Annotated in this window: 22 protein-coding genes and 1 pseudogene; 8 read left to right on the top strand and 15 right to left on the bottom strand. The window is 63.1% G+C overall.

Annotation, left to right across the window (positions count from 1 at the left end; genetic code table 11):
• Positions 1-12 precede the first annotated feature (12 nt).
• Together ACVWW6_RS20705 and ACVWW6_RS20700 are read right to left on the bottom strand one after the other, a co-directional pair.
• Positions 13-849 carry an enoyl-CoA hydratase family protein gene (locus ACVWW6_RS20705; RefSeq protein WP_011088822.1) on the bottom strand — a complete coding sequence of 279 codons (837 nt, stop codon included), beginning with the start codon at positions 847-849 and terminating at the stop codon, positions 13-15.
• A 43-nt stretch (positions 850-892) separates the two neighbouring features.
• A complete protein-coding gene (locus ACVWW6_RS20700; protein WP_110116760.1) occupies positions 893-1,654 on the bottom strand; it encodes an SDR family NAD(P)-dependent oxidoreductase in 762 nt (253 codons plus the stop codon).
• Between the two features lie 196 nt (positions 1,655-1,850).
• Here ACVWW6_RS20700 and ACVWW6_RS20695 point away from each other — a divergent pair, with 196 nt between their 5' ends.
• From ACVWW6_RS20695 to ACVWW6_RS20675, 5 genes are read left to right on the top strand one after another with little or no spacing between them, the layout of a single operon-like run.
• Positions 1,851-2,669, top strand: coding sequence for an alpha/beta fold hydrolase (locus ACVWW6_RS20695; RefSeq protein WP_182869074.1), 819 nt, complete (start codon positions 1,851-1,853; stop codon positions 2,667-2,669).
• Positions 2,670-2,676: 7 nt separating this feature from the next.
• On the top strand, positions 2,677-3,966 hold the full coding sequence (locus ACVWW6_RS20690; protein WP_110116762.1) for an acyl-CoA dehydrogenase family protein: 1,290 nt from the start codon (positions 2,677-2,679) through the stop codon (positions 3,964-3,966).
• A 2-nt stretch (positions 3,967-3,968) separates the two neighbouring features.
• Entirely contained in the window at positions 3,969-5,504 is a 1,536-nt protein-coding gene (locus ACVWW6_RS20685) for a class I adenylate-forming enzyme family protein (RefSeq protein ID WP_161534085.1), read from the top strand.
• Positions 5,501-6,586, top strand: a complete 1,086-nt coding sequence (locus ACVWW6_RS20680; RefSeq protein ID WP_456681342.1) for an NAD/NADP octopine/nopaline dehydrogenase family protein — start codon at positions 5,501-5,503, stop codon at positions 6,584-6,586. Before ACVWW6_RS20685 ends, ACVWW6_RS20680 begins: the two co-directional genes overlap by 4 nt.
• A gap of 3 nt (positions 6,587-6,589) precedes the next feature.
• Positions 6,590-7,582, top strand: a complete 993-nt coding sequence (locus tag ACVWW6_RS20675; protein WP_028174457.1) for a 3-hydroxybutyryl-CoA dehydrogenase — start codon at positions 6,590-6,592, stop codon at positions 7,580-7,582.
• Here ACVWW6_RS20675 and ACVWW6_RS20670 read toward each other — a convergent pair.
• From ACVWW6_RS20670 to ACVWW6_RS20645, 6 genes are all read right to left on the bottom strand, one after another.
• Entirely contained in the window at positions 7,579-8,625 is a 1,047-nt protein-coding gene (locus ACVWW6_RS20670) for a M29 family metallopeptidase (RefSeq protein WP_028174456.1), read from the bottom strand. The two genes, ACVWW6_RS20675 and ACVWW6_RS20670, sit on opposite strands and share 4 nt — an antisense overlap.
• Before the next feature lie 38 nt (positions 8,626-8,663).
• On the bottom strand, positions 8,664-9,431 hold the full coding sequence (locus tag ACVWW6_RS20665) for an ABC transporter permease (protein WP_011088830.1): 768 nt from the start codon (positions 9,429-9,431) through the stop codon (positions 8,664-8,666).
• Entirely contained in the window at positions 9,428-10,213 is a 786-nt protein-coding gene (locus tag ACVWW6_RS20660) for an ABC transporter permease (RefSeq protein WP_028174454.1), read from the bottom strand. The genes ACVWW6_RS20665 and ACVWW6_RS20660 overlap by 4 nt, the downstream gene beginning before the upstream one ends.
• Positions 10,210-11,055, bottom strand: a complete 846-nt coding sequence (locus ACVWW6_RS20655; RefSeq protein WP_028174453.1) for an ABC transporter ATP-binding protein — start codon at positions 11,053-11,055, stop codon at positions 10,210-10,212. The genes ACVWW6_RS20660 and ACVWW6_RS20655 overlap by 4 nt, the downstream gene beginning before the upstream one ends.
• Positions 11,056-11,180: 125 nt before the next feature.
• A complete protein-coding gene (ilvD, locus tag ACVWW6_RS20650) occupies positions 11,181-12,875 on the bottom strand; it encodes a dihydroxy-acid dehydratase (protein ID WP_182869080.1) in 1,695 nt (564 codons plus the stop codon).
• Between the two features lie 77 nt (positions 12,876-12,952).
• Positions 12,953-13,936, bottom strand: a complete 984-nt coding sequence (locus ACVWW6_RS20645) for an ABC transporter substrate-binding protein (protein ID WP_179883816.1) — start codon at positions 13,934-13,936, stop codon at positions 12,953-12,955.
• A 177-nt stretch (positions 13,937-14,113) separates the two neighbouring features.
• Here ACVWW6_RS20645 and ACVWW6_RS20640 point away from each other — a divergent pair, with 177 nt between their 5' ends.
• Positions 14,114-15,022 (top strand): NAD(P)-dependent oxidoreductase, encoded by a 909-nt coding sequence (locus ACVWW6_RS20640; protein ID WP_179883811.1) that lies wholly within the window; start codon positions 14,114-14,116, stop codon positions 15,020-15,022.
• 25 nt (positions 15,023-15,047) lie between these two features.
• Here the strand turns inward: ACVWW6_RS20640 and ACVWW6_RS20635 are convergent, their stop codons facing one another.
• The 5 genes from ACVWW6_RS20635 to ACVWW6_RS20615 form a co-directional block, all read right to left on the bottom strand.
• Positions 15,048-15,611, bottom strand: coding sequence for a flavin reductase family protein (locus tag ACVWW6_RS20635; protein ID WP_011088836.1), 564 nt, complete (start codon positions 15,609-15,611; stop codon positions 15,048-15,050).
• A 9-nt stretch (positions 15,612-15,620) separates the two neighbouring features.
• On the bottom strand, positions 15,621-16,850 hold the full coding sequence (locus tag ACVWW6_RS20630; RefSeq protein WP_161537024.1) for an acyl-CoA dehydrogenase family protein: 1,230 nt from the start codon (positions 16,848-16,850) through the stop codon (positions 15,621-15,623).
• 185 nt (positions 16,851-17,035) lie between these two features.
• Positions 17,036-18,298, bottom strand: a complete 1,263-nt coding sequence (locus ACVWW6_RS20625) for a CaiB/BaiF CoA transferase family protein (protein WP_271553660.1) — start codon at positions 18,296-18,298, stop codon at positions 17,036-17,038.
• Between the two features lie 246 nt (positions 18,299-18,544).
• The gene (locus tag ACVWW6_RS20620) at positions 18,545-18,943 is read right to left on the bottom strand and encodes a GNAT family N-acetyltransferase (RefSeq protein ID WP_456681341.1); all 399 of its coding nucleotides are present in this window, start codon (positions 18,941-18,943) and stop codon (positions 18,545-18,547) included.
• Between the two features lie 79 nt (positions 18,944-19,022).
• A complete protein-coding gene (locus ACVWW6_RS20615; RefSeq protein ID WP_456681340.1) occupies positions 19,023-19,322 on the bottom strand; it encodes a hypothetical protein in 300 nt (99 codons plus the stop codon).
• A 581-nt stretch (positions 19,323-19,903) separates the two neighbouring features.
• Here ACVWW6_RS20615 and ACVWW6_RS20610 point away from each other — a divergent pair.
• Complete coding sequence (locus ACVWW6_RS20610; RefSeq protein ID WP_456681339.1) at positions 19,904-21,439, top strand: FAD-dependent monooxygenase; 1,536 nt, start codon at positions 19,904-19,906, stop codon at positions 21,437-21,439.
• A 150-nt stretch (positions 21,440-21,589) separates the two neighbouring features.
• Here the strand turns inward: ACVWW6_RS20610 and ACVWW6_RS20605 are convergent, their stop codons facing one another.
• Positions 21,590-21,931: a hypothetical protein gene (locus ACVWW6_RS20605; protein ID WP_456681338.1), complete on the bottom strand. Its 342-nt coding sequence runs from the start codon at positions 21,929-21,931 to the stop codon at positions 21,590-21,592.
• A 908-nt stretch (positions 21,932-22,839) separates the two neighbouring features.
• Here ACVWW6_RS20605 and ACVWW6_RS20600 point away from each other — a divergent pair.
• A complete protein-coding gene (locus ACVWW6_RS20600; RefSeq protein ID WP_456681337.1) occupies positions 22,840-23,322 on the top strand; it encodes a pilus assembly protein N-terminal domain-containing protein in 483 nt (160 codons plus the stop codon).
• 221 nt (positions 23,323-23,543) lie between these two features.
• On the opposite strand, the pseudogene ACVWW6_RS20595 reads toward ACVWW6_RS20600, so the two are convergent.
• Positions 23,544-24,892 (bottom strand): annotated as a pseudogene (locus ACVWW6_RS20595) (transposase).
• Between the last annotated feature and the right edge of the window lie 90 nt (positions 24,893-24,982).

The following is a 24,982-nucleotide window of genomic DNA, read 5'->3' as shown; positions in this document are numbered from 1 at the left end:
AAAGCAACCGCCTTAGTCGCCCCTGAAGACCGGCTTGACCTTGTTGGCGAAGGCCTGGAAGGCACGCTCGAAATCCGCTGTGGTCATGCACAGGGCCTGAGCAACGGCCTCCGCCTCGATCGCCTCCTCCACCGACATCGCCCATTCCATCGCCAGCATCCGCTTGGTCATGGTGTTGGCGAAGGTCGGCCCTTCGGCGATCTGCTTTGCCAGGAGCTGCGCCTGGGGCAGCACCTGCTCCGGCGTGACGATGCGGCTGAAGAAGCCCCAGCGCTCGCCCTCCTCCGCGGTCATGAACCGGCCGGTATAGAGCAGCTCCGAGGCCCGGGACTGGCCGATGATCCGCGGCAGGATCGCGCACGCCCCCATGTCGCAGCCGGCGAGGCCCACCTTGTTGAACAGGAACGCGACCTTGGCCCCGCTCGCGGCAAGGCGCATGTCCGACGCCATGGCGACGATCGCACCGGCGCCCGCGCAGATGCCCTCGACCGCGGCCACGATCGGCTGCGGGCACGCCCGCATCGCCTTGACGAGGTCTCCCGTCATGCGGGTAAAGGCAGTGAGCCCCTTGGTATCCATCTTCACGAGCGGGCCGATGATCTCGAACACATCGCCGCCGGACGAAAAGTTGCCGCCGGCGCCGCTGACAACGATCGTCTTGACCGCATCGTCGAACGCGCAGGCGCGGAAGAAATCAGTGAGCTCCCGGTAGCTCTCGAAGGTCAGCGGGTTCTTCCGCTCGGGACGATTGAGCGTCACCGTGGCAACGCCGTCGACCACGGCCAGCAGGAAGTGCTGCGGCGAATAGTCCGCGAGCGGCAGGGTCACGGGATTGGCTGGTCTGCTCATACGATCTCCTTAGCTTCCTCGTTCCGGGCCTGCGTCGCGCACGCTAGATCTCACCGCCGGCAACGGCAATCGCCTGCCCCGTGATCGCGCCGGCACCCTCGCCGCACAACCAAAGCACGGCGTCGGCCACCTGCTGAGGCGAGATCAGCCGCCCTTGCGGGTTGTGCTTGGCGAGCTCGGCGATCGCCTGCTCGCGGGTTCGCCCTGTCTTCTTCATGATGTTTTCGATGCTGCCGGCGACCAGATCGGTGTCCGTGAAGCCGGGACACACCGCATTAACGGTCACGTTGCTGCCGGCCATCTCGAGGGCGAGCGAGCGCACGAGACCGACCACTGCATGCTTGGCCGCGGTGTACGCGCTGACATAGGCGTAACCCTTCAGCCCCGCCGTCGACGCCACCGCGACGATGCGGCCATAGGGGCGATCCTTCATCCCCGGCAGTACGGCGCGAACGGCATGGACCACGCCCATGAAATTGACGTCCATCATGCGCGCAAACAGGGCGCTGTCCGATTTGGAGAACGGTGCGGACTCCGCACTGCCCGCGTTGGCGATCAGAATGTCGATCGGCTTTCGCGCATGCGCCTCCGCGATGGCTGCCTTCAGCGCAGCTTCGTCCGAGACATCGGCGACAGCTGCAAAATGCGCCGCTCCCGCGCGGACCGCCTCGTCCAGAACTGCGGCATTCCGGCCAAGCACCGTCACGGTGGCGCCGGCGCCGACGAGGGATGCTGCAATCGCGCGGCCGATTCCACGGCCGCCACCGGTTACCAGTGCGTGCGGCGAGTGCGGCAATCCGGACATGCGCTGGCTCCTTGGGATCTGCTGATCGTGCCTCCGATATATTTTAACCTTCAAACTTTTGCAACGACGGCGCCAGTCGACGTCGCGAAAGCCCACGCGGGAAAGACCGGCCCGAAAATTGCTTTAAGTATAAAATTATCTCTTCCCATCGACGATAGGCCTGTTAGCATCGCGGGGCCCAGCAAGAGGATATCGCGTGCCGCAACCTGCGCCGATGATAACAAAGGACGGACGCTTCGCCTATGAAGCCACCGGCGATCCGGGCGCGATACCCTTGATTTTCCTGCATGGGATTGGCGGCGCGGCGCGCGCCTGGCGGCACCAGCTTGCCACATTCAGCGACCGCTTCCGCGCGATCGCATGGGACATGCCGGGCTATGGCGGATCGGCGCCGCTTGCCCGCGTCAGCATCGCTGCCCTGGCCGATGCGCTCCAGCAATTCATCGAGCAGCTCGGCGTAACAAGGCCCATTCTGGTCGGACATTCGATCGGCGGCATGATCGTCCAGAAATGGCTGGAGCAATCGCCGAAACTGGCGCGCGCGGTCGTGCTGGCGCAGACCAGCCCGGCGTTCGGCAAGGCCGATGGCGACTGGCAGAAATCGTTCATCGCAGCGCGGCTCGGACCGCTCGATCGCGGCGAGACGATGAGGTCGCTGGCGCCCTCGCTGGTGAAGGAGCTTGTGGGGGACACTCCTGATCCGGAAGGGATGGAACTTGCGCGTGCCTGCATGGGAAGCGTGCCCGAAGCGAGCTATCGCGCCATGATGCTGGCCTTGATCGGGTTCGATCAGCGCAGCACGCTCAAGGATATTTCCGTGCCGACGCTGCTGCTGTCCGGCTCCAAGGACAACAACGCACCAGCGCCCATGATGGCGAAGACGGCGACCTACATTCCCTCGGCTCAATATGTCGAGCTGGCCGGCGTCGGCCATCTCGCGAACCTCGAACGTCCCGAGGCCTTTGACGAGGCGCTCGGCAAGTTCCTGGACTCCGTCGTTGCAAAACACAGGTGACTGCGCAATGACCATGCAAGTCAGCAAGACGATCGGCGCGAGTGACAAGGTCGTGCTCGATGCACCGATCTTCGATCCCGTCGCGTTCCGCCTGAGCGACGAACAGGCCGGCATCATCGCGCGCGCCCGCGAGATCGGCCAGAGCGTGTTCGCCGGGCGCGCTGCGACCTACGACCGCGAGGCGATCTTTCCGACCGAGAATTATCGCGACCTGCATCGCGTCGGCTTGCTCGGCATCGCCGTCCCCAAGAAGCACGGCGGCCTCGGCGCGAACTACCAGACTTATGCGTTGGCCGCAGCCGAGATTGGCCGCTATTGCGGCGCGACAGCACTGACCTGGAACATGCATGTCTGCTCCACCCTGTGGTCGGGCCCCCTCGCGGACGATCTCGACATGGACGCGGAGACCCGCGCCGAGCACGAGCGGCGGCGCGCCGTCCACTACAAACGCATCGTAGAGGACGGCGCGATCTATTCGCAGCCCTTCTCCGAAGGCGGTGCGGCGGCCGCCGGCGGCGTCGCCTTCGGAACGCAGGCAAAGCCCGTGAAGGGCGGCTGGATCGTCAACGGCAAGAAGATCTTTGCATCGCTGTCCGGTCACGCCGACTATTACGGCGTGCTCTGCACCGAAATCGAGGAAGGCCATAAGGCCTCGCGCCGCAACACGCTTTACCTCGCAATTCCGGCGAAGTCGCAGGGCGTTTCCGTCGTCGGCGATTGGGATCCGCTCGGCATGCGCGGAACGGTATCGCGAACGCTGCTGTTCGAGGACGTGTTCGTCCCGGAGGATTCCGCGCTGATGCCACGCGGCGTCTATTTCCAGGCCGCGATGCGCTGGCCGCACATGTTCCTGACGCTGTCGCCGACCTATATGGGTCTCGCGCAAGCGGCCTATGATTTCACCGTGCGTTACTTGCGCGGCGAGGTGCCGGGCATGCCGCCGGTCAAGCGACGGATGTACCCGACCAAGCAGATCGCGGTCGCGCAGATGCAGATCAAGCTCGAGCAGATCAAGTCGATCTGGTTCCAGGCCGTCACGGAGGCGCGCGCCAATCCGAGCAAGGAGCAGGTGCTGCGCGCCTACGCCGCGCAATATTCGGTGATGGAGGGGGCCAATGAGCTCGCCGCACTCGCGATCCGCACCTGCGGCGGCCAGGCGATGCTTCGCTCGCTCCCGCTGGAGCGGATCTATCGCGACAGCCGCTGCGGCTCGCTGATGCTGCCCTGGACGGCCGAGCTCTGTCTCGACCGTATCGGGCGCGAGGCGCTGTATGAGGCTGGCGAAACGGACGACTGACGGTGGACCTCTGTAGTCTGATCGACCGCAACGCGGCGTTCGCGCCAGACAAGACGGCTATCGCCTTCGAGGGGGAGCGGCTGAGCTACGCGGCGTTTGCCGCGCGTATCGAGCAGACCGCCACGGCCTTGAAGCAGGAGCTCGGCGTCGGCCGGGGCGATCGCGTCGCGATCCTCAGCCTGAACCGGCCGGACTATCTGGTTCTGCTCTATGCCTGCGCGCGGCTCGGGGCGATGCTGGTGCCCTTGAACTGGCGGCTGGCGATCGCCGAACAGCTCTTCATTCTCACCGATGCGGGCGCCAAGGTCCTGGTGCTCGAGCAGGCATTTGAGGGAGTTCTTTCCGAGCTCGTGCGGGCAGCGCCGGGGACATCCGTTGTCGGCCTCGACTTTGCGCCGCCGCGCGGCACGACTTTCGAAAGCCTGCTGGCGCATAGCGACGGCTCCAGCCGAAATCCGCACACCGACCTCTCTTGCCCGCTCCTCATCGTCTACACATCAGGGACCACCGGCCGGCCGAAGGGCGCGGTGCTGCGTCAGGAAGCGCTGTTCTGGAACGGCGTCATGAGCCAGCACATGCACAGCATGACGTCCGACGATCACGTGCTGACGGTGCTGCCGTTGTTCCACGTCGGCGGTCTCAATATCCAGACCACGCCGGCGCTTCAGCTCGGCGCGACCGTCACGATCCACGCCCGCTTCGCGCCGGATACGGCGCTCGCATCGATCGCGCGCGATCGCCCCACGCTGACGGTGATGGTGCCGGCCATCATTCAGGCCGTCAGCGAGCATCCCGCCTGGACCACGGCCGATCTCTCATCGCTCAAGGCCGTGGCCACCGGTTCGACCATCGTGCCGCCGCACCTGATCGACCGCTTTGTCGCGCGCGGCGTTCCCGTGCTTCAGGTTTATGGCTCGACCGAAACCTGCCCCATCGCGATCTATACGCGGCTTGGCGGCGATCTCTCGCGAGAGGGATCAACCGGACTTGCGGGCCTGTGCTGCGAAGCGCAGGTGATTGATCAGGCCGGCCGTGAGGTGCCGGCGGGCACGCCAGGGGAGATCGCGGTGCGCGGCCCCAACGTGTTCTTCGAATATTGGGGTAATGCGGACGCCACGCACGATGCGCTGAACGATGGCTGGTATCGCACCGGCGATATCGGCCTCTGCGACGCCGACGGTTACTTCTGGATCCGCGACCGCATGAAGAACTTGATCATTTCCGGCGGGGAGAATGTCTACCCGGCCGAGGTCGAGCGCGTCCTGTTGGAACACCCCGATGTCAGCGAATGCGCCGTGATCGGCAGGCCGGACCCGCGCTGGGACGAGGTACCGATCGCCTATGTGATCCGGCGATCCGGCTGTCGGCTCGAAGCGGAGGAACTGAGGGCGCATCTCCAGGCGCAGCTTGCGCGCTTCAAGGTTCCGCGCGAGATCGTCTTCGTCACCGACCTGCCGCGCACGGCGCTGGGCAAGGTCCAGCATTTTCTGCTGAAGCAGCTTGATGCGCAATCGCGCGCACGGGGAGAGACATCTTGAAGATTGCAGTTCTGGGCGGAGGAAACGGCTCTTTCGCGGCCGCGGGCGATTTTGCGCTGTCGGGACATGAGGTCCGGCTCTGGCGCCGCGACAGGGATCAGGTCGCCGCGCATCGCGCCGACGGCTCGCGCATTCTGGTGAAGGACCATAACGGCCGCCACGACATGAAGCTGGCGCTGGTGACGACCGACATCGCCGAAGCCATGGACGGTGTCGAACTGATCCTGTGCCCTGCCCCTGCCTTCGCACAGCCGGATATTGCCAGGCTCGTCGCACCGCACCTGCGGGACGGCCAAGTCGTGTTTCTGCCGCCCGCGACATTCGGCTCGATGATCTTCGCGAAGGCTGCGCAGGACGCCGGCAACCAGGCCAAGGCGAGCTTTGCCGAAACCGGCACGCTGCCCTGGCTCACCCGCAAGCACGGGCCGTTCGAGGTCGCGATCACGATCCGCGCGAAGCGGCTGCCGGTTGGCGTCTTTCCGCTCGACCGGGCGCCGCACGCGCTCGACGTGATCGGACGCGTCTTCCCCGACGCAATCGAACCATGCGGAGATGCACTGTCCGGCGCGCTGATGAATGCAGGACCGATCATCCATCCGCCGCTGATCGTGATGAACGCCGGCCCGATCGAACATTTCGAACGATGGGACATCCACAAGGAAGGAACCCAAGCCTCGATCCGCCGGGTGACCGACGCGCTCGACGCCGAGCGGATCGCGGTACGGGAGGCGCTCGGCTACGGTGCACCGCATTTCCCGCTCGCTCACCACTACGCGGAGGGCGAAATCTGGATGTACGGTCGCGGCTCGCATGACCGGCTGACGGACTCCGGCGACTGGCGCGAACGCATCGTGCTGACCGAGCACCGCTACATGCGTGAGGACTTGCGGCTTGGATTGTCGCTGCTGGTGTCCGTCGCCGGCCTTGCGGGCGTGGCTACGCCGCTGGCCAAGGCCTTCCTCGCCATCGGTGGCTCGATCTGCGGTGAGGATTTTGCCCAAGGCGGCCGAACGCTCGATACGCTGGGTCTCGGCGGCCTCGGCAAGGCCAAATTGCAGACGCTGCTTCGCAATGGATTCTGATCGATGACCAGTCGCGCCAACATCGCATGTCTCGGAGCCGGCCGCATGGGGCGCGGCATCGCCGTCGCGTTCGCCTATGCCGGGCACAGGGTCACGATGATCGACGTCAAGCCCCGTTCCGCCGAGGACTTCGCCAAGCTGGAAGCGGATGCGCTCGGCGAAATCAGGAAGACATTCGCGAGCCTCTCGAACCTGGGGCTGCTGACCGCGGCAGATGTCGATCCGCTCATCGCGCGCGTCTCGGTTGTGACGGCTAGCCAGAGCGGCGCAGCGCTTGCCGACGCCGGAATGGTTTTTGAGGGCGTCCCTGAAGTCGTCGAACTCAAGCGGGAGGTGCTGGGGGCGGCCTCAAGACAGGTAAAGCCCGACACGATCATTGCATCGACCACGTCGACCATTCTAGTCGACGATCTGTCCGGCGCGATCATGAACCCTCGCCGCTTTCTCAACGTCCACTGGCTCAACCCGGCCTATCTGATCCCGCTGGTCGAGGTTTCGCCCGGCAAAGCCACCGATCCAGCCATCATCGAGGAGGTCAAGGCGCTGCTTGAAGGGATCGGCAAGGTTCCGGTGGTCTGCGCGGCGACGCCCGGCTTCATCGTCCCGCGCATCCAGGCGCTGGCCATGAACGAGGCCGCGCGCATGGTCGAGGAAGGCGTCGCCAGCGCGGAGGAGATCGACAAGGCGATCCGCTACGGCTTCGGCTTCCGCTACGCCGTGCTAGGGCTGCTCGAGTTCATCGACTGGGGCGGCGGCGATATCCTCTACTATGCGAGCCGTTATCTCGAAGGTGCCCTCGGCAGCGACCGCTATCGCGCGCCGGACGTCATCTCGCGCAACATGCACGAAGGCCGGATCGGCCTGCGAACCGGCGCAGGCTTTCTCGATTATTCCGGGCTCGATGTCGACGCCTATCGGGCCAAGCGGCTTCAGGCCATGGTCGACCTGCTCCGGCATTTCGAGCTGGCTCGCCCGCCAGTGCTCGACCGCGACTAACCGAAGACGTCCTGAAGCACGCCGTCCCGCACAACCGCGACGCCGTCCAGCTCGATAGTGGTTCCCATCATCGGCAGGTCGAAATGACCCGCCGTGTAGCGGCCGGCGAATTCGTTCGCGCCGGTCGAGAACAGGAAATTGCCGGAGACCGCACGTATCTCCGTGCCATTGGTGTCGCGCTGATCGTACATCGACAGTGCTTCATAGCGCGCGCCAGGGTTCATGCCGAAACCGACATGCGATACGGCGTAAGCCTCGCGATCGCCCCAGGCGGCAAGATAAGCACGCATCATTGCGGCATCCGTGCCCTCCCCTTCCAGCTCGACGACGTAATCGTCCTTCAACGTCATCTTCACAGGTGAAGTCAGGTAGCGCTTGAATGTCAGGTTGATGTCGCCGGGCGCCATCACAAGCGTACCGTTGATCGTCCCGCTCTTGGGAAAGCTGACGACGATGCCGCCCGGCCAATGCGCGAGCGTGCCGGGCTTGTCGGTCCAGCCCCACACGCCGACCGTTGAAGCACCGACCATGTCCACGTCGAGCGCCGAGCCGGCTTTCGAGGTGACCCGCATCCGCTTGGTCCCGCGCAGCATCTTCGCCGCCGCGCGAACGCGCTTCTCGAGTGCGGGGTCCGGCACCATCCGCTCCAGCGCCTCCGGGTGCTCGTTGGAGATCACCAGGATCCGCGCGCCTGCCTTGAGGATCTCGGGCGTCTCCACCGCGTGCATCAGGCCCTCGATGGTGCAATCAACCACAAAGCCGGCCTGCTGAAGCGCGCTGATTACCGGGCCGAGCCGTTGGATCGCCTCGCTCGCGCCTGTCGAACGAACCGGAACGATATTGCGATTGCGCGGCGTCGGCATCACCACATGAAATGGCCGCGCGCCCATCCGCAGCAGCGCGAGTTCCGCCAGATGTACATTCAGCGCACGCGATTGCGTCTCCGAGAGGATCGCCGCGGTATCGCCGGCCTTGACGGCGCATCGTTCGAAAATCTCACAAAATGCGTCGATCCATTTTGCTTCGATGCGATCAGCCAGCATGGTTCACTCCCGGTATCGTGGTTTCTTGTTCCGTCAGATCACGCTTCGGGAAAGCCCCGTAGGAGGTACGATCGCACGACGCCCAGCAGCGCGTTCAAGATCAACCCGAGCAGCGAGATCGTGATCAGCGGCACGAACATGTCGACGGCCTGGAACGTCCGGGCCGCCGTGACGAGGGCATGACCCAGCCCGTCCGTCGACGTGATCATCTCGGCCAGAAACACCACGATGCAGGAAATGACAAGGCCGATCCGGCAGCCGGTCAGGATCGACGGCATCGCCGCCGGCAGCACCACCTTGAAAAGGACTTCATAGCGCGGCGTTCCCGCCGCCATGGCCGACCAGATCAGCTTCTGCTCGACGGTCGAGGCGCCGTAGTAGGTGGACAACAGAATAGGGAACAGCGCATCCGCGGCCACCAGCGTGATCTTCGATCCGTGGCCGAAGCCGAGCAGCAGCAGGAGCGCCGGATAGAGCGCAACCTTTGGCAACGGCGCCAACACGCGGACGATCGGCCGAACCACAGCATCGATCGCGGGACTGGCAGCAGCCGCGATGCCGATGCTGACACCAAGCACGACCGCAATCGCGAAGCCGGCAAACAACCGGATCAAGGTCGCCGCGATCTCCTGCTGAAATGTCCACGTCACGAGCTGCTGGAGCAACCGGCTGAAGACGAACCCGGGCGGCGGCAGCAGGACCGCAGGCGCAAAGCCGAATGACACCAGGCCTTGCCAAACCGCGATCACCAGCACGATTGGCGCGATTCCGAGAAGGACATTTGATGGGAGAATACGCGGCGTCATGAGAAGCTCAGCGGTATGTCGAACTGAGGCTCGGACCAGCGCACAAGCCTTGCGCGGACCCGCTCGAAGATCGCATCGAGGCAGATTCCCATCGCTCCCACGATGATGATCATCGCAAAGACGGTGTCGTACTGACCCATGTCGAGCGCGTTGAACAGGATGTTGCCGGCGCCGGACTGGCGGGCAATCATTTCGCTGGTGATCATTGTGATCAGCGCCAGCACCAAGCCCGTGCGGCATCCAGTCAGGATCTCCGGCAGCGCCGCCGGCAACACGATGCGAACCAACCGTTGCAAGGGCGAGAGCCCCATGGCCGCACCTGACCACAGCATCTTTTCTTCGACCGCCCTGGCGCCCTCGAAGCTATGATAGATCACGGGCAGGCTGACGCCGAGAAAGATCACCAGCGTTTTTGCGATATCACCGACCCCCAGCCACAGCATGATGATCGGCATCAAGGCCGCTTTCGGTACCGGGTAGATCACCATCAGAAGCGGATTGAAGAAGGCCGCAACTGCGCGGCTGCGTCCCATCAGCAGGCCGAGAGGAATCGAAACAAGCACTGCAACACCGAACCCGATTGCCATGCGGCGGAGCGAGGCCAGGATATTGATCAGCGACTCCTTGTCGCCGAGAATATCCGGAATCGCCCGGATCGCCTCGATCGCCGTCGGAAAGCTGTCGTTCTTCAGCGCGATCGAGGCGACCTGCCATATCGCCAGCAGCCCGATGCAGGCGAACACCGGGGCAGCACGTCTGGCGGAGGTAGCCAGCAATGTCATGACGGCGATCCGGTCTCGTCGACCTCGTCGAACATGCGCTCGATGTCGACGACGTACTTCTGGTAGCGCGGATCGAGCAACAGCTCGTTGCGGCGGCGCGGCCGCGGCAGATCGATGTCGATCACCTGCCGGATGCGGCCCGGAGATTTCGACATCATCACGACCTTGTCCGACAGGAAGACGGCTTCGTCCACCGAATGTGTGACGAACAGCACCGTCTTGCGGTCGCGCTCCCAAATGTTCAGGAGATCGTTCTGCAAGCGCGTCCGGGTGTGAGCGTCGAGCGCGCCGAACGGCTCGTCCATCAACAGCACTTCGGGATGGTAGGCGAGCGTTCGAGCCAGCGCCACGCGCTGCTTCATGCCGCCCGACAGCTCCTTGGGATAGAAGTTCTCGTAGCCCTTGAGGCCAACCATCTCGATCAGCGCCCGGCTCTGCGCTTCGGCCTCAGGGGTCCGCACGCCCTGCTGACGCGGCCCGTACATCACATTGCCCAGCACGGTCTTCCAGGGGAAGAGCGCAAACTCCTGGAACACCGGCCCGCGATCAGGACCGGGTCCTGTGATCGCCTGTCCCTTGATCTTCGCCGCGCCACTGGTCGGGCTGACGAAGCCCCCGACGATGTAGAGCAGTGTCGACTTGCCGCACCCCGACGGACCAAGGATGGAGACAAAGGCGCCCTCGTCGATCGTCAGCGAGATCTCCGATAGCGCCAGATGATCCTTGCGCGACGAGGTCTGAAAAACCTGCGAGACGCGGTCGATCTCGATGATCGCAGAAGCCGGCTTTTGTGGCGTCACCGCTCCCACCCATTCGCTCGATCTCGAAGGCACGACCTTCATCCCGTCTCCCACTTCACCCGCGCACGAACGTCGCGCAACTTGTCTGCTGGATGTCCTCCGTCAGCGGCAGGAGCTTAGCAAGAAACTTGCCAGAAAGGTTGCCGTTCTCGCACAGGTACGCCGCGTCATTCGAACCAGGGCCATTCTGCCGGCCCCTCATGGGTAACCGCTCCGCCCGGCGCCTGGCCGACCAGTCGCGCATATTTTGCGAGCGCGCCTGCGCGGTGACGCGGCGGACGTGGTTTCCAATCACGTCGGCGCGCCGCGAGCTCCGGCTCGTCGACCAGCATATCCATACGCCGGTTTGCAGCATCAATCCGGATCTTGTCGCCGTCGCGAACGAGGGCCAACGGACCGCCAACGAATGCTTCGGGGGACACGTAGCCGATGCACATGCCGCGGGTCGCGCCGGAGAACCGCCCGTCGGTGATCAGGGCCACCTTTTCGCCCATGCCCTGCCCGTAGATCAGCGCGGTGACGCCGAGCATCTCGCGCATGCCGGGGCCGCCGACCGGCCCTTCGTTGCGGATCACCAGGACCTCACCTGCCTTGTAGCTGCGGTCACGAACCGCTGCGACACAGGCCTCCTCATCCTCGAAAACGCGCGCGACACCCTCGAAGAACTGGCTCTTCAAACCTGCGACCTTGATGACCGCACCGTCCGGACAGAGGTTGCCCTTCAGCACCGCGACACCGCCATCCGGCATGATCGGCGCACTTGCCGCGTAAACGACCTCGCCGTCCGGCGCGTTGGCCGCGCCATATTCTTCGGCAAGCGTGCGGCCGGTGATGGTGATGCAGTTACCGTCGATGTGACCGTTTCTGATCAACTCCTGGATCACTACGGCGGCGCCACCTATGTCGTAGACATCCTTCGCCGTGTATTTGCCTCCGGGCCGCAGGTTTCCGATCAGCGGCGTCCTGGCAAAGACCTCGCCGACATCGTCGATCGTGAATGCGATGCCGGCCTCGTTCGCGATGGCGGGCAGATGCAGCGCGGCGTTGGTCGAGCCGCCCGTAGCGGCGACGATCGCCGCGCCATTCTCCAGCGATTTCCGCGTCACGATGTCTCGTGGCAGCGGCCCGCCGCGTTCCAGCATTTCCATGATCAGCCGCCCGGCGCGTCGCGAGATCTGCGCGCGCTCGGCGTAGACACCGGGTACCATCGAGACGTTGGGAATGGTCAGCCCCACCGCCTCCGATACCATTCCCATGGTGTTCGCAGTAAACTGGCCGGCGCACGCACCGATGGTCGGCAGGCAGGCGCGCTCGATCCGCTCCAGTGTGGCGCCGTCGATCTCTCCGGTCATGAAGCTGCCGACAGCCTCATAGGAGTCGAGCACTGTCAGCGTTCGCCCGTCCACGCGCCCCGGCAGCGAACTGCCGCCGTAGATGAAAATCGACGGCACGTTGCAACGAACCATGCCCATCATCACGCCGGGAAGCGTCTTGTCGCATCCGCCGTATCCGATCAACGCGTCATAGGCGAGGCCATGAATGACAGCCTCGATCGAGTCGGCGATCAGCTCGCGTGAAAAGAGGGAGAACTTCATTCCCTCGTGATTCATGCTGATCCCGTCGGAGACCGACACGGTCGAGAATTCGCGCGGCGTGCCGCCGGCCTCCTCGATACCCGTCTTGGCCGCGGCCACCTGGAAGTCGTGGGTCATGTTGCAGGGCGTCTGCTCGCCCTTCATGCTGACAATGCCAACCATCGGCTTGGCGATTGCCGCATCGTCCAGCCCCATTGCGCGCATGAATGCGCGGTGCGGGGCCCGGTCGAGGCCGTCGGTCGTTATCCGTGATCGCAACTTCTTCATATTTGCATCATCTTCGTGCGATGTCCCGCACGCGGCGGGACATTGCCACTTCGTCTCTCAAAAGACGGCGCGAACACTTATTGCAGCGGTGCGACGATCGTCGGATGCTTGAATTGTGCGACGTCCAGCTTCGGCAGCATTCCTGTCTCCGCGTATATGTCCAGCATCTTCTGGATCGCGGGGAAGTTCGGCGCCGCCCCCGGATCGCGACCAAAGTCGTTGTCCTTGAGCAGGTAGGTCTCGAGCACCGGAACAGGCGCTTTCAGCACCTCGGACACGACCTTCAGGGTCTCTTCGCGGTTCGCCAGCGCCTTCTTCATGCCCGAAGTGATGTCGCGGACATAGGCTTTGACCAGCTCCGGGTTCTTGTCGACGAAATCGGCACGGCAGGCTTCCAGGATGTGCACGATGTTCGGCATCGCCTGGGACAGCGAGAACAGTTTCCTTGTGCCACCCTTTGCTTCAGCGCGGGCGGCAAACGGCTGATTCATGTTGACCGCGTCGACGCGGCCCTGGCGCAACGCGTCCTCGGAGACGGCAAAGCCGACCTCGACCAGCTTGATATCCTTGGCCGGATCGACGCCATTCTGCTTCAGGAGCAGGTTGAAAGGCCCTTGCGTGCCGCCGCCGATCACGGAAATGCCGACGGTCTTGCCCTTGAGATCGGCAATGGTCTTGATTGGCGAGTCATCCATGACAGCCCAGTAGACCGAGAAGCCGCCGGGCTTCTCAAAGACGTGCTGAGCCACGATGTAAGCCTTGAGATTGCCGCCGACCACGCCGTTGGAGAGCGACAGCGGTGCCTGCGTCGCGCAATCCAGTGCGCCTGCCGCCAATGCCTGCGTCATCGGCGCGGTGCCCTGAAATTGGGTCCATTCAATGTTGTAGGTCTTGCCGATATTGGGAAATTCAGCCGGCCTGCGCATCATCCAGTATTTGGATTCCTCGGCCGGGATGGTCCAGCCAACGCGGATCGTCTGCTGCGCCCGTGAGGGGCTTGCGCCCGTAATCAGGGCCGCCACCGCCCCCGTCGCCAGCATCAACCTCGAAACCGTTCGCATCGCGCCCACTCCGTTGCTCCGGCGCCGACCGGCACCACCCAACCCGACCGGCCCAAATGTTTCATGGTTCAAACAATCAGGCAAGCCATGCAAGCGGTCCGGTTTCGCCGCGGGACGCGCCATGTATGGTAAAGCGGCGGTCGCGTGACGTTGTGCTGCGACAGGAGGAAGCAACCTATGGCTGATGCGAGCAAGGCAAACCCGCAACGCGACGAGCGGTTCGGCTATCTCGGCCTTGGACTCATGGGAACGCCCATGACCCGGCGCCTGCTCAAGGCCGGCTATCAGGTCAGTGTTTGGAACCGATCAGAGGGCAAGGTCGCTCCACTCGTCGAAGCTGGCGCAAGGCACGGAGCCAGGCCCCGCGACGTTATGGCGAGCTCGGACATCGTCTTCATGTGCGTGACGGATGCCGCGGCCGTGGAAGAGGTGATTTTCGGAGCCGAAGGTCTTTCAACCGCTCCCGGCGCGGGCAAGCTCGTCGTCGACTTCTCGTCAATCCATCCCGACGCCGCGCGCGACCTCGCAACGCGACTGAAAGCTGCGAACGGCGCAGGCTGGATCGATGCACCGGTGTCCGGTGGCACCAAGGGCGCCGAGGAAGGCACGCTTGCCATCATGGCCGGTGGAGACGCTTCCGACATCGAGAGGGTGAGGCCCTATGTGCTGACTATGGCCCGCAGGTTCACTCACATGGGCCCCACCGGCGCCGGTCAGACCGCAAAGCTCTGCAACCAGGTGATCGTCGGATGCGCGATGGCCGTTCTCGCGGAAGCAACGCGTCTCGCCGTGAACGCCGGAATTGATGCCAATCGGCTGCCCGAAGCGCTCGCGGGCGGCTTTGCGGATTCGATCCCGCTTCAGCTCTTCGTCCCGAGGATGGTCCAGGGCATTCACTCACCGCCGCTCGGCCATATCGCCACGATGCTCAAGGACCTCGATACGGTTGCCGATGTCGCGCAGACGACGTCGACACCGGTGCCGATGGCTACGCTTGCGGGACAGCTCTTTAGGCTGGCCAAGGCCGCGCGAGGCGCGGATGCGGACGCGCTGGAGATCTACAAGCTTTCAGCAACAGAATATTGAGCCACAGGGTGCGACCTGAAACGCGTTACGGTGTTTTCTTGCGTTCATCGTTGGCCACGAACCGGCCATACGCCCCGCGTGCAAACAGCAATGTATCCTTGGCATTGTAGGCATAGGCCTCGACCGCCCCAAGAAAGATCACATGATCGCCGCCATAATAGCGGTTGACGGAACGGCATTGAAAATTGGCGACGCTCTCGGCAAGCACGGGAGCGTTGCCGAGCCCCGGCGTCCAGTCGACGCCAGCGAATTTATCGTCGGACGATTTCGCGAATATATTTGCGAGCGCCTGTTGCGAAGCGCCGAGCACGTGGACGGCAAAATGGCTCGCGTTCTGAAACACGGTCAGGCTCGAAGAATAAACTCCGAGGCTCCAGAGGACGAGAGGAGGATTCAAGGAGACCGATGCAAAGGAATTGCAGGTGATGCCATAGGGTCTTCCGTCGGGGGCCACGGCAGTGATGATCGTGACGCCTGTTCCGTAGGTGCCGAGCGCGCTGCGAAAATCACGGGGATCAATTGGCGAGCTGTCGCTCGCGAGCTCGTTGGCTGGATCTGGAACGGCCGGCTGCTTCGGCAGATCATTCATCGGCCGGCCTCACAGCGTGAGATTCTCGGACGGCAGGCCCAGTGCCACGCGTCCATAATTGGTCCCGGCCGCATCGAAATTGAATGCGAGATGCGAGTTGATCGCGTGCGCATCGCGAAACTGCCGCTGCAACACGCCCGCCGTGAAGAGCCCGCGCGCCCCGCTCGCCGCAAATAGCATTGAGACCGCGTCGGTACATAGATTGACCGAGAAAGCACCGTCACGTCGGTACCTGGTCTTGGTCGCCATGTCTGGAATGTGGCGGCGTCGTGCATCCTCCATGGCATCGATACACGCCGAACGCATGGTCCGACGTGCAGCGTCGATCTTGGCCGAGGCCTCCGCGATCTTGATCTGCGTGCTTTGGAAATCGCTCAGCTTGGCGCGGTTGTAGGTGGAAATGCGATGACGGACGACCTCGATATAGTCGTTCAGGCACGCCTGCGCGTTCCCCAGCGCGACGCCGGACAGGACGTAGGGAAACAGCGAGAACACGGGTAGCGCGTATAACGGATTGGGATTGACCTTGCTTCCGGGCGTCGGGCCGCCGGCAAGCTCACCGACGGCAACCGTCATATGGTCGGCCACGAAGGCCTCCCTGACCTCCACGTCGCAAGACCCCGTACCGCGCAATCCTGCGACATTCCAGGTGTCGAGCACCTTGTAGTCATGTTTCGGAAGCAAGAAGATCCGGTATTCGATGCCGTCTGCTTCGTCATCAGAGGAAACCACGCTTGCGAGCATGTTCCATTCGCAAGACGCAACGCCCGAGGAGAACGGCCAGCTTCCGTGCAATTGGTATCCGCCCTCGACCCTCGTGGCGCGGCCCGCAGGAAAGATGAATGAGGATGCAATCAGCACATCCGGGTCGCTGCCCCAGACCAGATCCTGCGCCTTTTGCTCGAACATGCCGAGCATCCAGTGATGGCTCGCCAGATTGGCGAGATTCCAGGCCGCCGACGCGTCCGCTTGTCCGAGAAGATCGGCGCAATCAATCAGGGCGACATAGTCGAGTTCGGCGCCACCAATGCGCTTGGGCTGGAGCATCCGGAACAGGCCGGAGTCGTGCAGATCCCGTTCGGTCTCCGGCGGAAGGTAGCGTAGCTCTTCGGTTCGGGCCGCCCGTTCTCGCAGTCGTGGCACGAGCGCCCGAGCCTTCGCGATCATTGCCGCATAGGCGCGTTCGCCGGATTCCGGCCCCGCAGGCTGGCCTACACTGGGTTCTTGACCAGGCGCCATTCGCATCCCTCGCTTTCCCACACTTATGCGGCGGGAACCTTGCCAAATCAAGCCGATGCAACACTAACACAATGGCGTCGCCCTGAACCCGGGCTGCTTGAAAGGATGCGATGTCGCGACCAGCCGTGTCGCAAAGCAGCGATCGGTACGCCGCGAGCCCGCCCCTCAAGGTTAACCACTCGGGCTCAAACCCCGGGCTTGCCGGATCCAAAGACCCCCCTCTGGGTGAGCTCCGTGATCCGACGCTGGTCGTAACCCAGCGTGTCGCGCAAGACGTTCTCGGTATGCTCGCCCAACAGGGGGGCGGCAACCGGATCAATCGCGCCGGTCAGACTCATGGAAATCGGCGTTTCGATGTTGGGGACCCAGTCCGCCGTAGGATGCGGAATCCGGCTCAAGCGATGGCGGTCGCGGGCCTCGGGCGCGTTAAAGCCCTCTTCGACGGTGCGGAGATAGCCGACCGGAATGTTGGCCAGCTTCATTTTCGCCATCCAGTTCTCGAGGGTATCGCTCGCAAAGACCTCCGCAATGGCTGCCCGCAAGAGCTCCTTGTTCTCGGAGCGTGCTTTGCGCGTCGCAAATTGCGGATCGGTGATGAGGTCGGGCCGGTTCAGCACCTCGACGACCAGCCGGCGATAGAGCCGGTCGTTGGCGCAGGCCATGTAGAGCGGTCCATCGGAAGCCTCGTAGACGCCGACGGTGGGAGACCCGCTCGGCGAATTGCCGAACCGTCCGGGGTTCTCACCGTTGATCAGATAGGCCATGCCGTAGAAGCTCGTCATCGCCATGGCGATGTCGAACAGGGCCACCTCGACATGCTGGCCGCGGCCGAACCGATCCCGCGCCAGCAGGGCCAGAAGGATAGCGTTGCAGGCCGTCATCCCGGTCGCAATATCCACGATGGGCGGGCCGGTGCGGACTGGAGGACCGTCGGCAAATCCGTTGAGCGACATGAAGCCGCTTTCCGCCTGTGTGATCGGGTCAAAACCGGGACGCGAAGCGAACGGCCCGGTGCGCCCATAGGCGGAAATCGAGCAATAGACCAGCCGAGAATTGCGCGGCGCGACCGCTTCGTAGTCGAGGCCAAATTTCTTCATGACCCCGCTCGAAAAATTCTCGACGACCACGTCGGCTTTGCGGATCAGATCCAGCGCGATCTCGCGAGCTTCGGGCACGGCGAGGTCGAGTGCGATACCGCGCTTGTTGCGGTTCAGGCTCAGATAAGCGGCGCTCTCGCCGCCGGTTTCGGCGTGTTCATACGCGCGCGTGTCGTCGCCGCCGTCCGGGTTCTCGATCTTGATGACGCGCGCGCCGAAATCGGCAAGCGTCTGGGTGCACGCCGGCCCAGCAACCACCCGCGTGAAATCGACGACCAGCAGACCATCGAGCGCCGTAGGCCCTCCCGCCACTCGCGACGAACGTTCCGGCAATTGAGGCTTGGTGGACATCGATAGCGCTCCCTTACATCGGCTTATAATCGCCGAATTTCCTGCAAGGGGAAACTTAAAGCCCGGCGCCGCCGACTTCGCAAGTGCTTCAGCCACATCGTCTGAAAACGCAAAAAGGGCCCGGCAGCTGTCAAGCTGCCGGGCCTCTCGACATTATGGGCGTGCAGGCCTGCACCGCGTCTCGCGCGCCCAGTTCTACGCCGCGAACGCCGCGTTCCGCATCACGGGAAACACCGGCTCCCCAACTCAGCGCAGCCGCTTTCGCCAGTAAAGCGTATGCGACCAAGTCCAGGGTACCTCGGGCTCATAGAGCCGATAGCCGGGTTGTCCGTTGTATCCGAGACGATGCTGCCACATCCGATGCGCCGCCCCCTCGCCTCGATCGCCCGCATCAGCCTGAGTTGAACCCCCGCCCCCAATGTCGACGTAGGACACCGACCTGGAGAAGTACCCGCTGTTTCGCGCATACGTCGACGTCAGAACGCCGGCGAAGGCGACCGGATCATCATTGTGATAGGCGAGCCACAACGTACCCAACTCGAATTGCGGCATGACGGCACAATCGAAGAATGTGAGCCGGTGCAGATCGCCGAGGGTCTCGGCGGTCTCCTCGTCGTCCGCATGGACCATGCGAATTCTGTACATCGAATGCCCCATACATCGGTTGCCCAACGGGACTGGCTGCTCCTGAGCGCGAACGACGGCGGCCTCGCGCCGTGTACATCTATTTGCCCAATACGACCTTGACGCCGAGCCAGACAGCCCCCATCAGACCGGTGGCAATCACCGTGATCACCACCTTGAATGTGTAGCTTTGCGCCTGCTCCACACTCTTCCGCCAGCGTCGCAGGTGCTGAAAATCCGCCCGCAGCTCCTTCCGGTCATCATCTTCGATTCCAAAAGAAGCCAGCACCGACGCCACCGCCTTCAATACGATCGCATCGATGCTCTCCTGCTGGAATCTGTGTTGCTCAGCCAGCGTTTCGGCGACAAGTGCCTTGATTTCGTCTTCCGGCATCTTCACCGCTTGATGATCCTTGCAACATTTTCAAAGCCGCGCTTGGCGAAGTAGAAGGAAACCACGAGATTGGCGGTAATCGGCGCAAAGCCCGCCAGAGCATCAGTGGAGCCAAAGCCAAGAACAGACCAGGAGCTTTGCGAAATAGAGCGCCACGCAATAAGCCCATCAGCTTGCCCGGCTCGTACCAGTGCCCGATCTCCGCATCCCAAAGGTCGCAGCGGCGCGGCGCACGTTGCTCTCGCCGCGGGCCGACGTTCGCGCGTGGACGGCCAGCAATGGTTCGGACGACGGCGCGCCGATCGGCGCTCCAGGTTTGACGAGTGCGTGGCCGCAATGCGTTGCCGCCGTCCGATTCCGAAATCGAGAACGAAAAAACCCGCGGCGGATGCTCTCCGCGCGGGTCAATCAAACTCGTCTCGATGTTGGCATTCTGCCAGTGCCTTGCCCGACGTGTCAGACACCGAGGGCCGCAAAAGAAGGACAACCTTCCTCCCACTTAGATATGTGGTGCGCGAGGGGCTTGCTTCAAGTCCCCGACCTTCGCGTAGAACCCCCGCCCCAGCAACAAGTCGAGGGATCACGACATGCCCGTACTGCTTCCGACATCCCGCTCGCGCGGCCGGATCGAGCAAACCCGCGCCCGGAACTCGGCGCTGACCGACCATGCCGTGGTGATCGCCGGCGGCGGCCCGACCGGCCTGATGCTGGCCGCCGAGCTCGCGCTCGCGGAGGTCGACGTCGCCATCGTCGAGCGGCGCGCGGATCAGGCCCTCGTCGGCACGCGCGCCGGCGGGTTGCACGCGCGCACCATTGAGATCCTCGATCAGCGCGGCGTCGCGGATCGCTTCCTGCGCGAAGGGCAGATCGTCCAGCTCGCCGGCTTCGCCTGGACCAGGCTCGACATCAGCGATCTCCCGACCCGGCACGCTTACGGACTGGCGCTGCGGCAGAGCCACATCGAGCGCATCCTGGCCGCGTGGGTCGAGGAGCTCGCGGTCCCGATCTATCGGAACTTCGAGGTGACGGGCTTCGTTCAGGACGAGACCGGCGTCGACGTCGCGCTGTCCGGCGGCGAGACGTTGCGGGCGAACTATCTGGTCGGCTGCGACGGCGGCCGCAGCCTGGTGCGCAAGACCGCCGGCATCGATTTCGTCGGCTCTGGTCCCACGCTCAGCAACCTCATGGCCGAGGTCGAGATAAGCGAGGCGCCGGCCTGGGGCCTGCGTCACGACGCGCTCGGCTTTCACGGCCTCAGCAAAACGGAGAGCGGGCGCGTGCTGGTCGTCGTGACGGAAGCGACACTCGACCGCAGCGGCGAGCCCACGTTTTCCGATCTCAGCGAGGCCCTCGTCGCCGTCTACGGCACCGACTTCGGCCTCAAGAATCCCGCCTGGATCTCCCGCTTCACCGATGCGGCGCGGCAGGCCGCCTCCTATCGCAGGGGACGCGTGCTGCTCGCCGGCGATGCCGCACATATCCATCACTCTGTGGGTGGGCAAGGCCTCAACACCGGCCTGCAGGACGCCGTCAATCTCGGCTGGAAGCTGGCGCAGGTCGTCAAGGGCACGTCCCCCGGCAGCCTGCTCGACAGCTATCATGCCGAACGCCATCCCGTTGCCGCGCGCGTGCTGCGCAACACCATGGCGCAAATCGCCCTGCTCCGCCGCGGCGACGACAGCCTCAAGGCCGCGCGTGAGGTGGTGTCCGACCTGCTCGGCATGGACGAACCGCGCAAGCGCTTTGGCGCGATGATGAGCGGCCTCGACATTCGCTACGGTCTCGGCGAGGGCCATCCGCTGCTCGGACGCCGCATGCCCGACCTCGACCTCGTCACACCAGGCGGTTCGCAGAGACTATTCACCCAGCTGCAGAGCGCGCGTCCCCTGCTGCTCAATTTTGGCAAGCCGGACTGCACCGACATCGCACCCTGGGCGGATCGCGTCGGCGTCGTCGACACCAGCTACGAGGGCCCTTGGGAGCTTCCAGCGATCGGGCCGGTCGCAGCGCCTGAAGCCGTATTGGTGCGGCCCGACGGACATGTGGCGTGGGTGGGCGACGAACGTCAGCGCGGCCTTGCGGCCGCGCTGACACTATGGTTTGGGCCGCCTGTCGCGACATAGCAAACCGAGCTCATCCACCCCATCGAAACGAACAAAGCCCGCGGCATCCCCGCGGGCTTGATCCAAATTCATTTCGATGATGCCCTTCTGCCAGTGTCCTGCCCGACGTGTCAAACCTGATTTCGCGAAGACAATCGCCGTGGAATCCGGTCATTGCAACTTCTTCTCGGGAGGCAAGATGCTTTGCGACGCCTCCGGAGGCTCCGCTTCGTCAATCTCGTCAGCGATTGCCGATGAATGGTCCGGATGGACGATGACGCGTTCGATCCGATGCAGCAATTCGAGCGGTGCATTGTCAGTGGTCAAAGGCTGCACCGGCTTACCCCAACCTCGATCGAGAATCGCATTCGCGGCAGCAACGTGCGCAAACGCATTTGCTGTCTCTCTCAGCATGATTGCGGCGAGCACGTTGAGGGCGGCTTCCCGTCTTGGTTCTTGCCAACGCCTCAATGTCTGCCAGCGTTTGCGCCCTGAAACCGTCGCTGACGACATGCTGCGCGACGGGGAGATACAATTCAGTCCTTCTCTTCAACCTTCCCATTTCAAACCTCATACCAAAAAAGCAATCGCCTCTCCGGAAATAAAACTCCCGCGACGGATTGCTCCGCGCGGGCTGAACCGAACTCTTCGACGATGCCTTCTGCCAGTGTTTTGCCCGACGAGTCAAACCTTGGCTGCCAGCACACCCTCCAGGAGGTCCGGCTCGCATTCACGAGTGGACGCAAGGTCAGTTACCCTCCTTGTCAGCGAAGGGCCAGAAGGCGACGTCTCGAAGGTGGGACTGATAATGTAAAAGGCCGCCCAAACCGAGGCGGCGTCGAGCGCCCATAGGATGGTGGTCCGCCCTGGGAACATTCGGCCAGCCTCGGAATGGGATGATGGTCATCCTAGCTATCTTGCTGCTTTGGGCCTGGCTTCGGCGAAGCACCTAAGTGTAGCCCGACGCCACTCTGACGGCATCAAAAGCGCCTCTGTTTGAGTACCTCTTAATGGTAGGCGCTCGATCTACCGCTTGTTCGCGACGATCGGCATGATGCAGGCAAATGACAAGGGCCAATGGTGAGGATTTGGTGATGCGCTGGCTTGCGATCGGACTGAGTTTCCTGACCTTCACGGGCGTGGCGGCGGCTCAGCCTCGAACTAGCTCTGAAGCGCAGTTTGCTACAGCGTACAAATACGAAACTCGCGCGGAACGCGAAGCTGATCGCAATAGGACGAGAAGCTGTTGCGATTTTACTGAGCGGCTGCAGTACATCCCGCGGCACGATGGCAGGCTAGTGTCCGAACTAGGAAGGGAGATGCCGACCCGACTGATCTGCCACGACCCAGACTTCAAACGGTGAGAACGGCGTCAGTCCGCGTGCCGGAAGCCGGTTGACATATTTCAGGAGGGTTCTCTTATGTTGTTTTCAGGATTTTGGCGATGCTGTGCAATTGTAACGTTGATGCTGCTGCCCCACGGCGCGTTCGCCCAGCCGCCGGAAGAAGTCTCCATCCCAGCAGAAGACACGATCAGGCTACAGCCCGGTCAGATACGAATCTTCCACTTTGACGATGCTGTGAAGGATATCGGTACGCCTGTGGACAACATCGTGGAGATCACGCCGCAGTCTGACCGTATATTCACCTTTAGGGGGCTCGCGTCGGGCGAAACTGTTGTGACTGCCCGATCCGACGACGGTCGCGTGGTCCATCGGATGCGGGTCGTCGTCGGAGGCAATCTGGTGAAGGTGTATGGCTTGGCGGAGGAACCGGACTATGTCGGCTTCATATGTGACGAGTACGGCTGTGGTCGCGGTGAGTCCGGTCAGGCTAAGGCCAGCTCGACGACGATACGTAAACCATTGCGCGGCGGTGGCTTCATAGAAAAGAACTATCAGTAAGATCAGGCGGCAGCGACGAAGGACCGAACGTCGAATAGCAGTTCGTTCAAGGAGTCAAATGGCCGCTTCGGGTCTTGGTTGTGTGGAAACGGATAATTCGGAAGCGACCGTGGTTGGCAATAGGTGCAGGCCGCCGATGTTTTGGCGTCGGATCGTCTAACAGGCGGCCAAGATCGCTATAGCGCCGTGCTTTGCCGCTTTTGGACGCCCTTATCCGTCCCTTAGCTTGCGCGGATAGCTGCAATCCGGCTCGGTCTGCCGACGATGTTCATCACCCGTGTGAGGTTATAGGCGAGGACATGCAACGCCATCTCGGCGGCCACGTTCCGTAGGCGCTTCATCAGGAAGTGGGTCGCGCCCATGCGGGCCTTGATCGTGCCGAAGGGATGCTCGACCGTCTCGCGCCGCGTCCGCATGGCGTCCGGATTGGAATCGAGCCGTCTCTGGACCTCCTCGACCACGTGCTCATGCTCCCAGCGCGTGATGCGGCGCTCCTTGGACGGCGTACATTGGCTCTTGATGGCCCAGCCTTGGCACGCCGCTGTCGACCAGTAACGGCGCAGCGTCATTCCATGCTCGATGTTGGTGTAGTGATAGGGCAGCAGCTGGCCGGATGGGCAGCGGTAGACGTCCTCATCAGACAGGTAGGCGAAGTCCTGTTTGCCGAACCGGCCCTCCGCCTTGGCGTTCGACGTCATGGGCTTGGGCAAGGTGACTGCAACGCCAGCCTCTTCGCAGGCTAATATCTCCTCTCCGTCGAAGTAGCCACGGTCGTTGCCGACGTTTATAACCTCGTGCGTAACGATCAGATGGTGTTTCGGTGTCCATTGCGACCTGGACATTGTAGCCGACGACGCCCGATCCGCGTCCGCTGGTGGCCATCGAACGGGCATCCGGATCGGTGAGCGACATCTGTTGATCCGGCGTGTTGCGCATCTGCGCATCAAGCACTTCCAGGCGGCTCATCTCCTGCTTCAGCCGAGCGATCTTTGCTGATCGCTTCCGATGGCTCCTGCCGATCGGCGCTATAGAGTTGACGCAGATATCGACCGACGCTTTCCTCGATCTGCGCCATCCGCCTCGCCATCTTGGCATGCGTGAAGTTGCGGTCGCGGTTGTTCACCGCCTTGAACTTGCTGCCGTCGATTGCGACGCTTGGGGTCTGCAACAGGCCCATTTGCCGGCATAGTGCAATGAACTTCGCAAAAACCTTCCGGATCGCCGCACCATTGTCCTTCCGGAAATCGGCGATCGTCTTATGATCGGGAGCTAGGCGGCCGATCAGCCACATCACCTCGATATTGCGGCACGCCTCACGTTCCAGGCGGCGACTGGACTGCGCCCGATTGAGGTAACCGTAAATGTAAAGCTTCAAGAAGGACTGCCGGATGATAGGGGGCCGGCCCGTCTCCTTGGCGATCGCACGCTCAAACCCCATTCCATGCAGGTCGAGCGCCTCGACGAACACATCGATCACATGGACCGCGTTGTCCTCGCTTACCCAATCCTCCAGACATTCCGGCAAGAGCGTCAGCTGGGATCTGTCCGCGCCTTCAACGAAGCGTCCCACCCGTATCCCCCATCAGGAAACGGAGGAATCGACTCGTGGCTTTTCACACAGCCAGGGTCAACAGGCGCCGTCCTGACCGCCGCCGGTTGC

The sequence above is a fragment of the Bradyrhizobium sp. USDA 3311 genome (assembly GCF_054062495.1).
The sequence above is the reverse complement of the archived record's forward strand: the minus strand, read 5'-3'. Positions and strand labels throughout refer to the sequence as shown.

Excerpts from the sequence above, each read along its gene's own strand:
- ACVWW6_RS20660 (WP_028174454.1), bottom strand. The coding sequence starts at position 10,213 with ATGACATTGCTGGCTACCTCCGCCAGACGTGCTGCCCCGGTGTTCGCC.
- ilvD (WP_182869080.1), bottom strand. The coding sequence starts at position 12,875 with ATGAAGAAGTTGCGATCACGGATAACGACCGACGGCCTCGACCGGGCC.
- ACVWW6_RS20705 (WP_011088822.1), bottom strand. The coding sequence starts at position 849 with ATGAGCAGACCAGCCAATCCCGTGACCCTGCCGCTCGCGGACTATTCG.
- ACVWW6_RS20675 (WP_028174457.1), top strand. The coding sequence starts at position 6,590 with ATGACCAGTCGCGCCAACATCGCATGTCTCGGAGCCGGCCGCATGGGG.
- ACVWW6_RS20610 (WP_456681339.1), top strand. The coding sequence starts at position 19,904 with ATGCCCGTACTGCTTCCGACATCCCGCTCGCGCGGCCGGATCGAGCAA.
- ACVWW6_RS20665 (WP_011088830.1), bottom strand. The coding sequence starts at position 9,431 with ATGACGCCGCGTATTCTCCCATCAAATGTCCTTCTCGGAATCGCGCCA.
- ACVWW6_RS20600 (WP_456681337.1), top strand. The coding sequence starts at position 22,840 with ATGTTGTTTTCAGGATTTTGGCGATGCTGTGCAATTGTAACGTTGATG.
- ACVWW6_RS20640 (WP_179883811.1), top strand. The coding sequence starts at position 14,114 with ATGGCTGATGCGAGCAAGGCAAACCCGCAACGCGACGAGCGGTTCGGC.
- ACVWW6_RS20635 (WP_011088836.1), bottom strand. The coding sequence starts at position 15,611 with ATGAATGATCTGCCGAAGCAGCCGGCCGTTCCAGATCCAGCCAACGAG.
- ACVWW6_RS20670 (WP_028174456.1), bottom strand. The coding sequence starts at position 8,625 with ATGCTGGCTGATCGCATCGAAGCAAAATGGATCGACGCATTTTGTGAG.
- ACVWW6_RS20690 (WP_110116762.1), top strand. The coding sequence starts at position 2,677 with ATGACCATGCAAGTCAGCAAGACGATCGGCGCGAGTGACAAGGTCGTG.
- ACVWW6_RS20605 (WP_456681338.1), bottom strand. The coding sequence starts at position 21,931 with ATGTCGTCAGCGACGGTTTCAGGGCGCAAACGCTGGCAGACATTGAGG.
- ACVWW6_RS20655 (WP_028174453.1), bottom strand. The coding sequence starts at position 11,055 with ATGAAGGTCGTGCCTTCGAGATCGAGCGAATGGGTGGGAGCGGTGACG.
- ACVWW6_RS20630 (WP_161537024.1), bottom strand. The coding sequence starts at position 16,850 with ATGGCGCCTGGTCAAGAACCCAGTGTAGGCCAGCCTGCGGGGCCGGAA.
- ACVWW6_RS20625 (WP_271553660.1), bottom strand. The coding sequence starts at position 18,298 with ATGTCCACCAAGCCTCAATTGCCGGAACGTTCGTCGCGAGTGGCGGGA.
- ACVWW6_RS20700 (WP_110116760.1), bottom strand. The coding sequence starts at position 1,654 with ATGTCCGGATTGCCGCACTCGCCGCACGCACTGGTAACCGGTGGCGGC.
- ACVWW6_RS20645 (WP_179883816.1), bottom strand. The coding sequence starts at position 13,936 with ATGCGAACGGTTTCGAGGTTGATGCTGGCGACGGGGGCGGTGGCGGCC.
- ACVWW6_RS20620 (WP_456681341.1), bottom strand. The coding sequence starts at position 18,943 with ATGTACAGAATTCGCATGGTCCATGCGGACGACGAGGAGACCGCCGAG.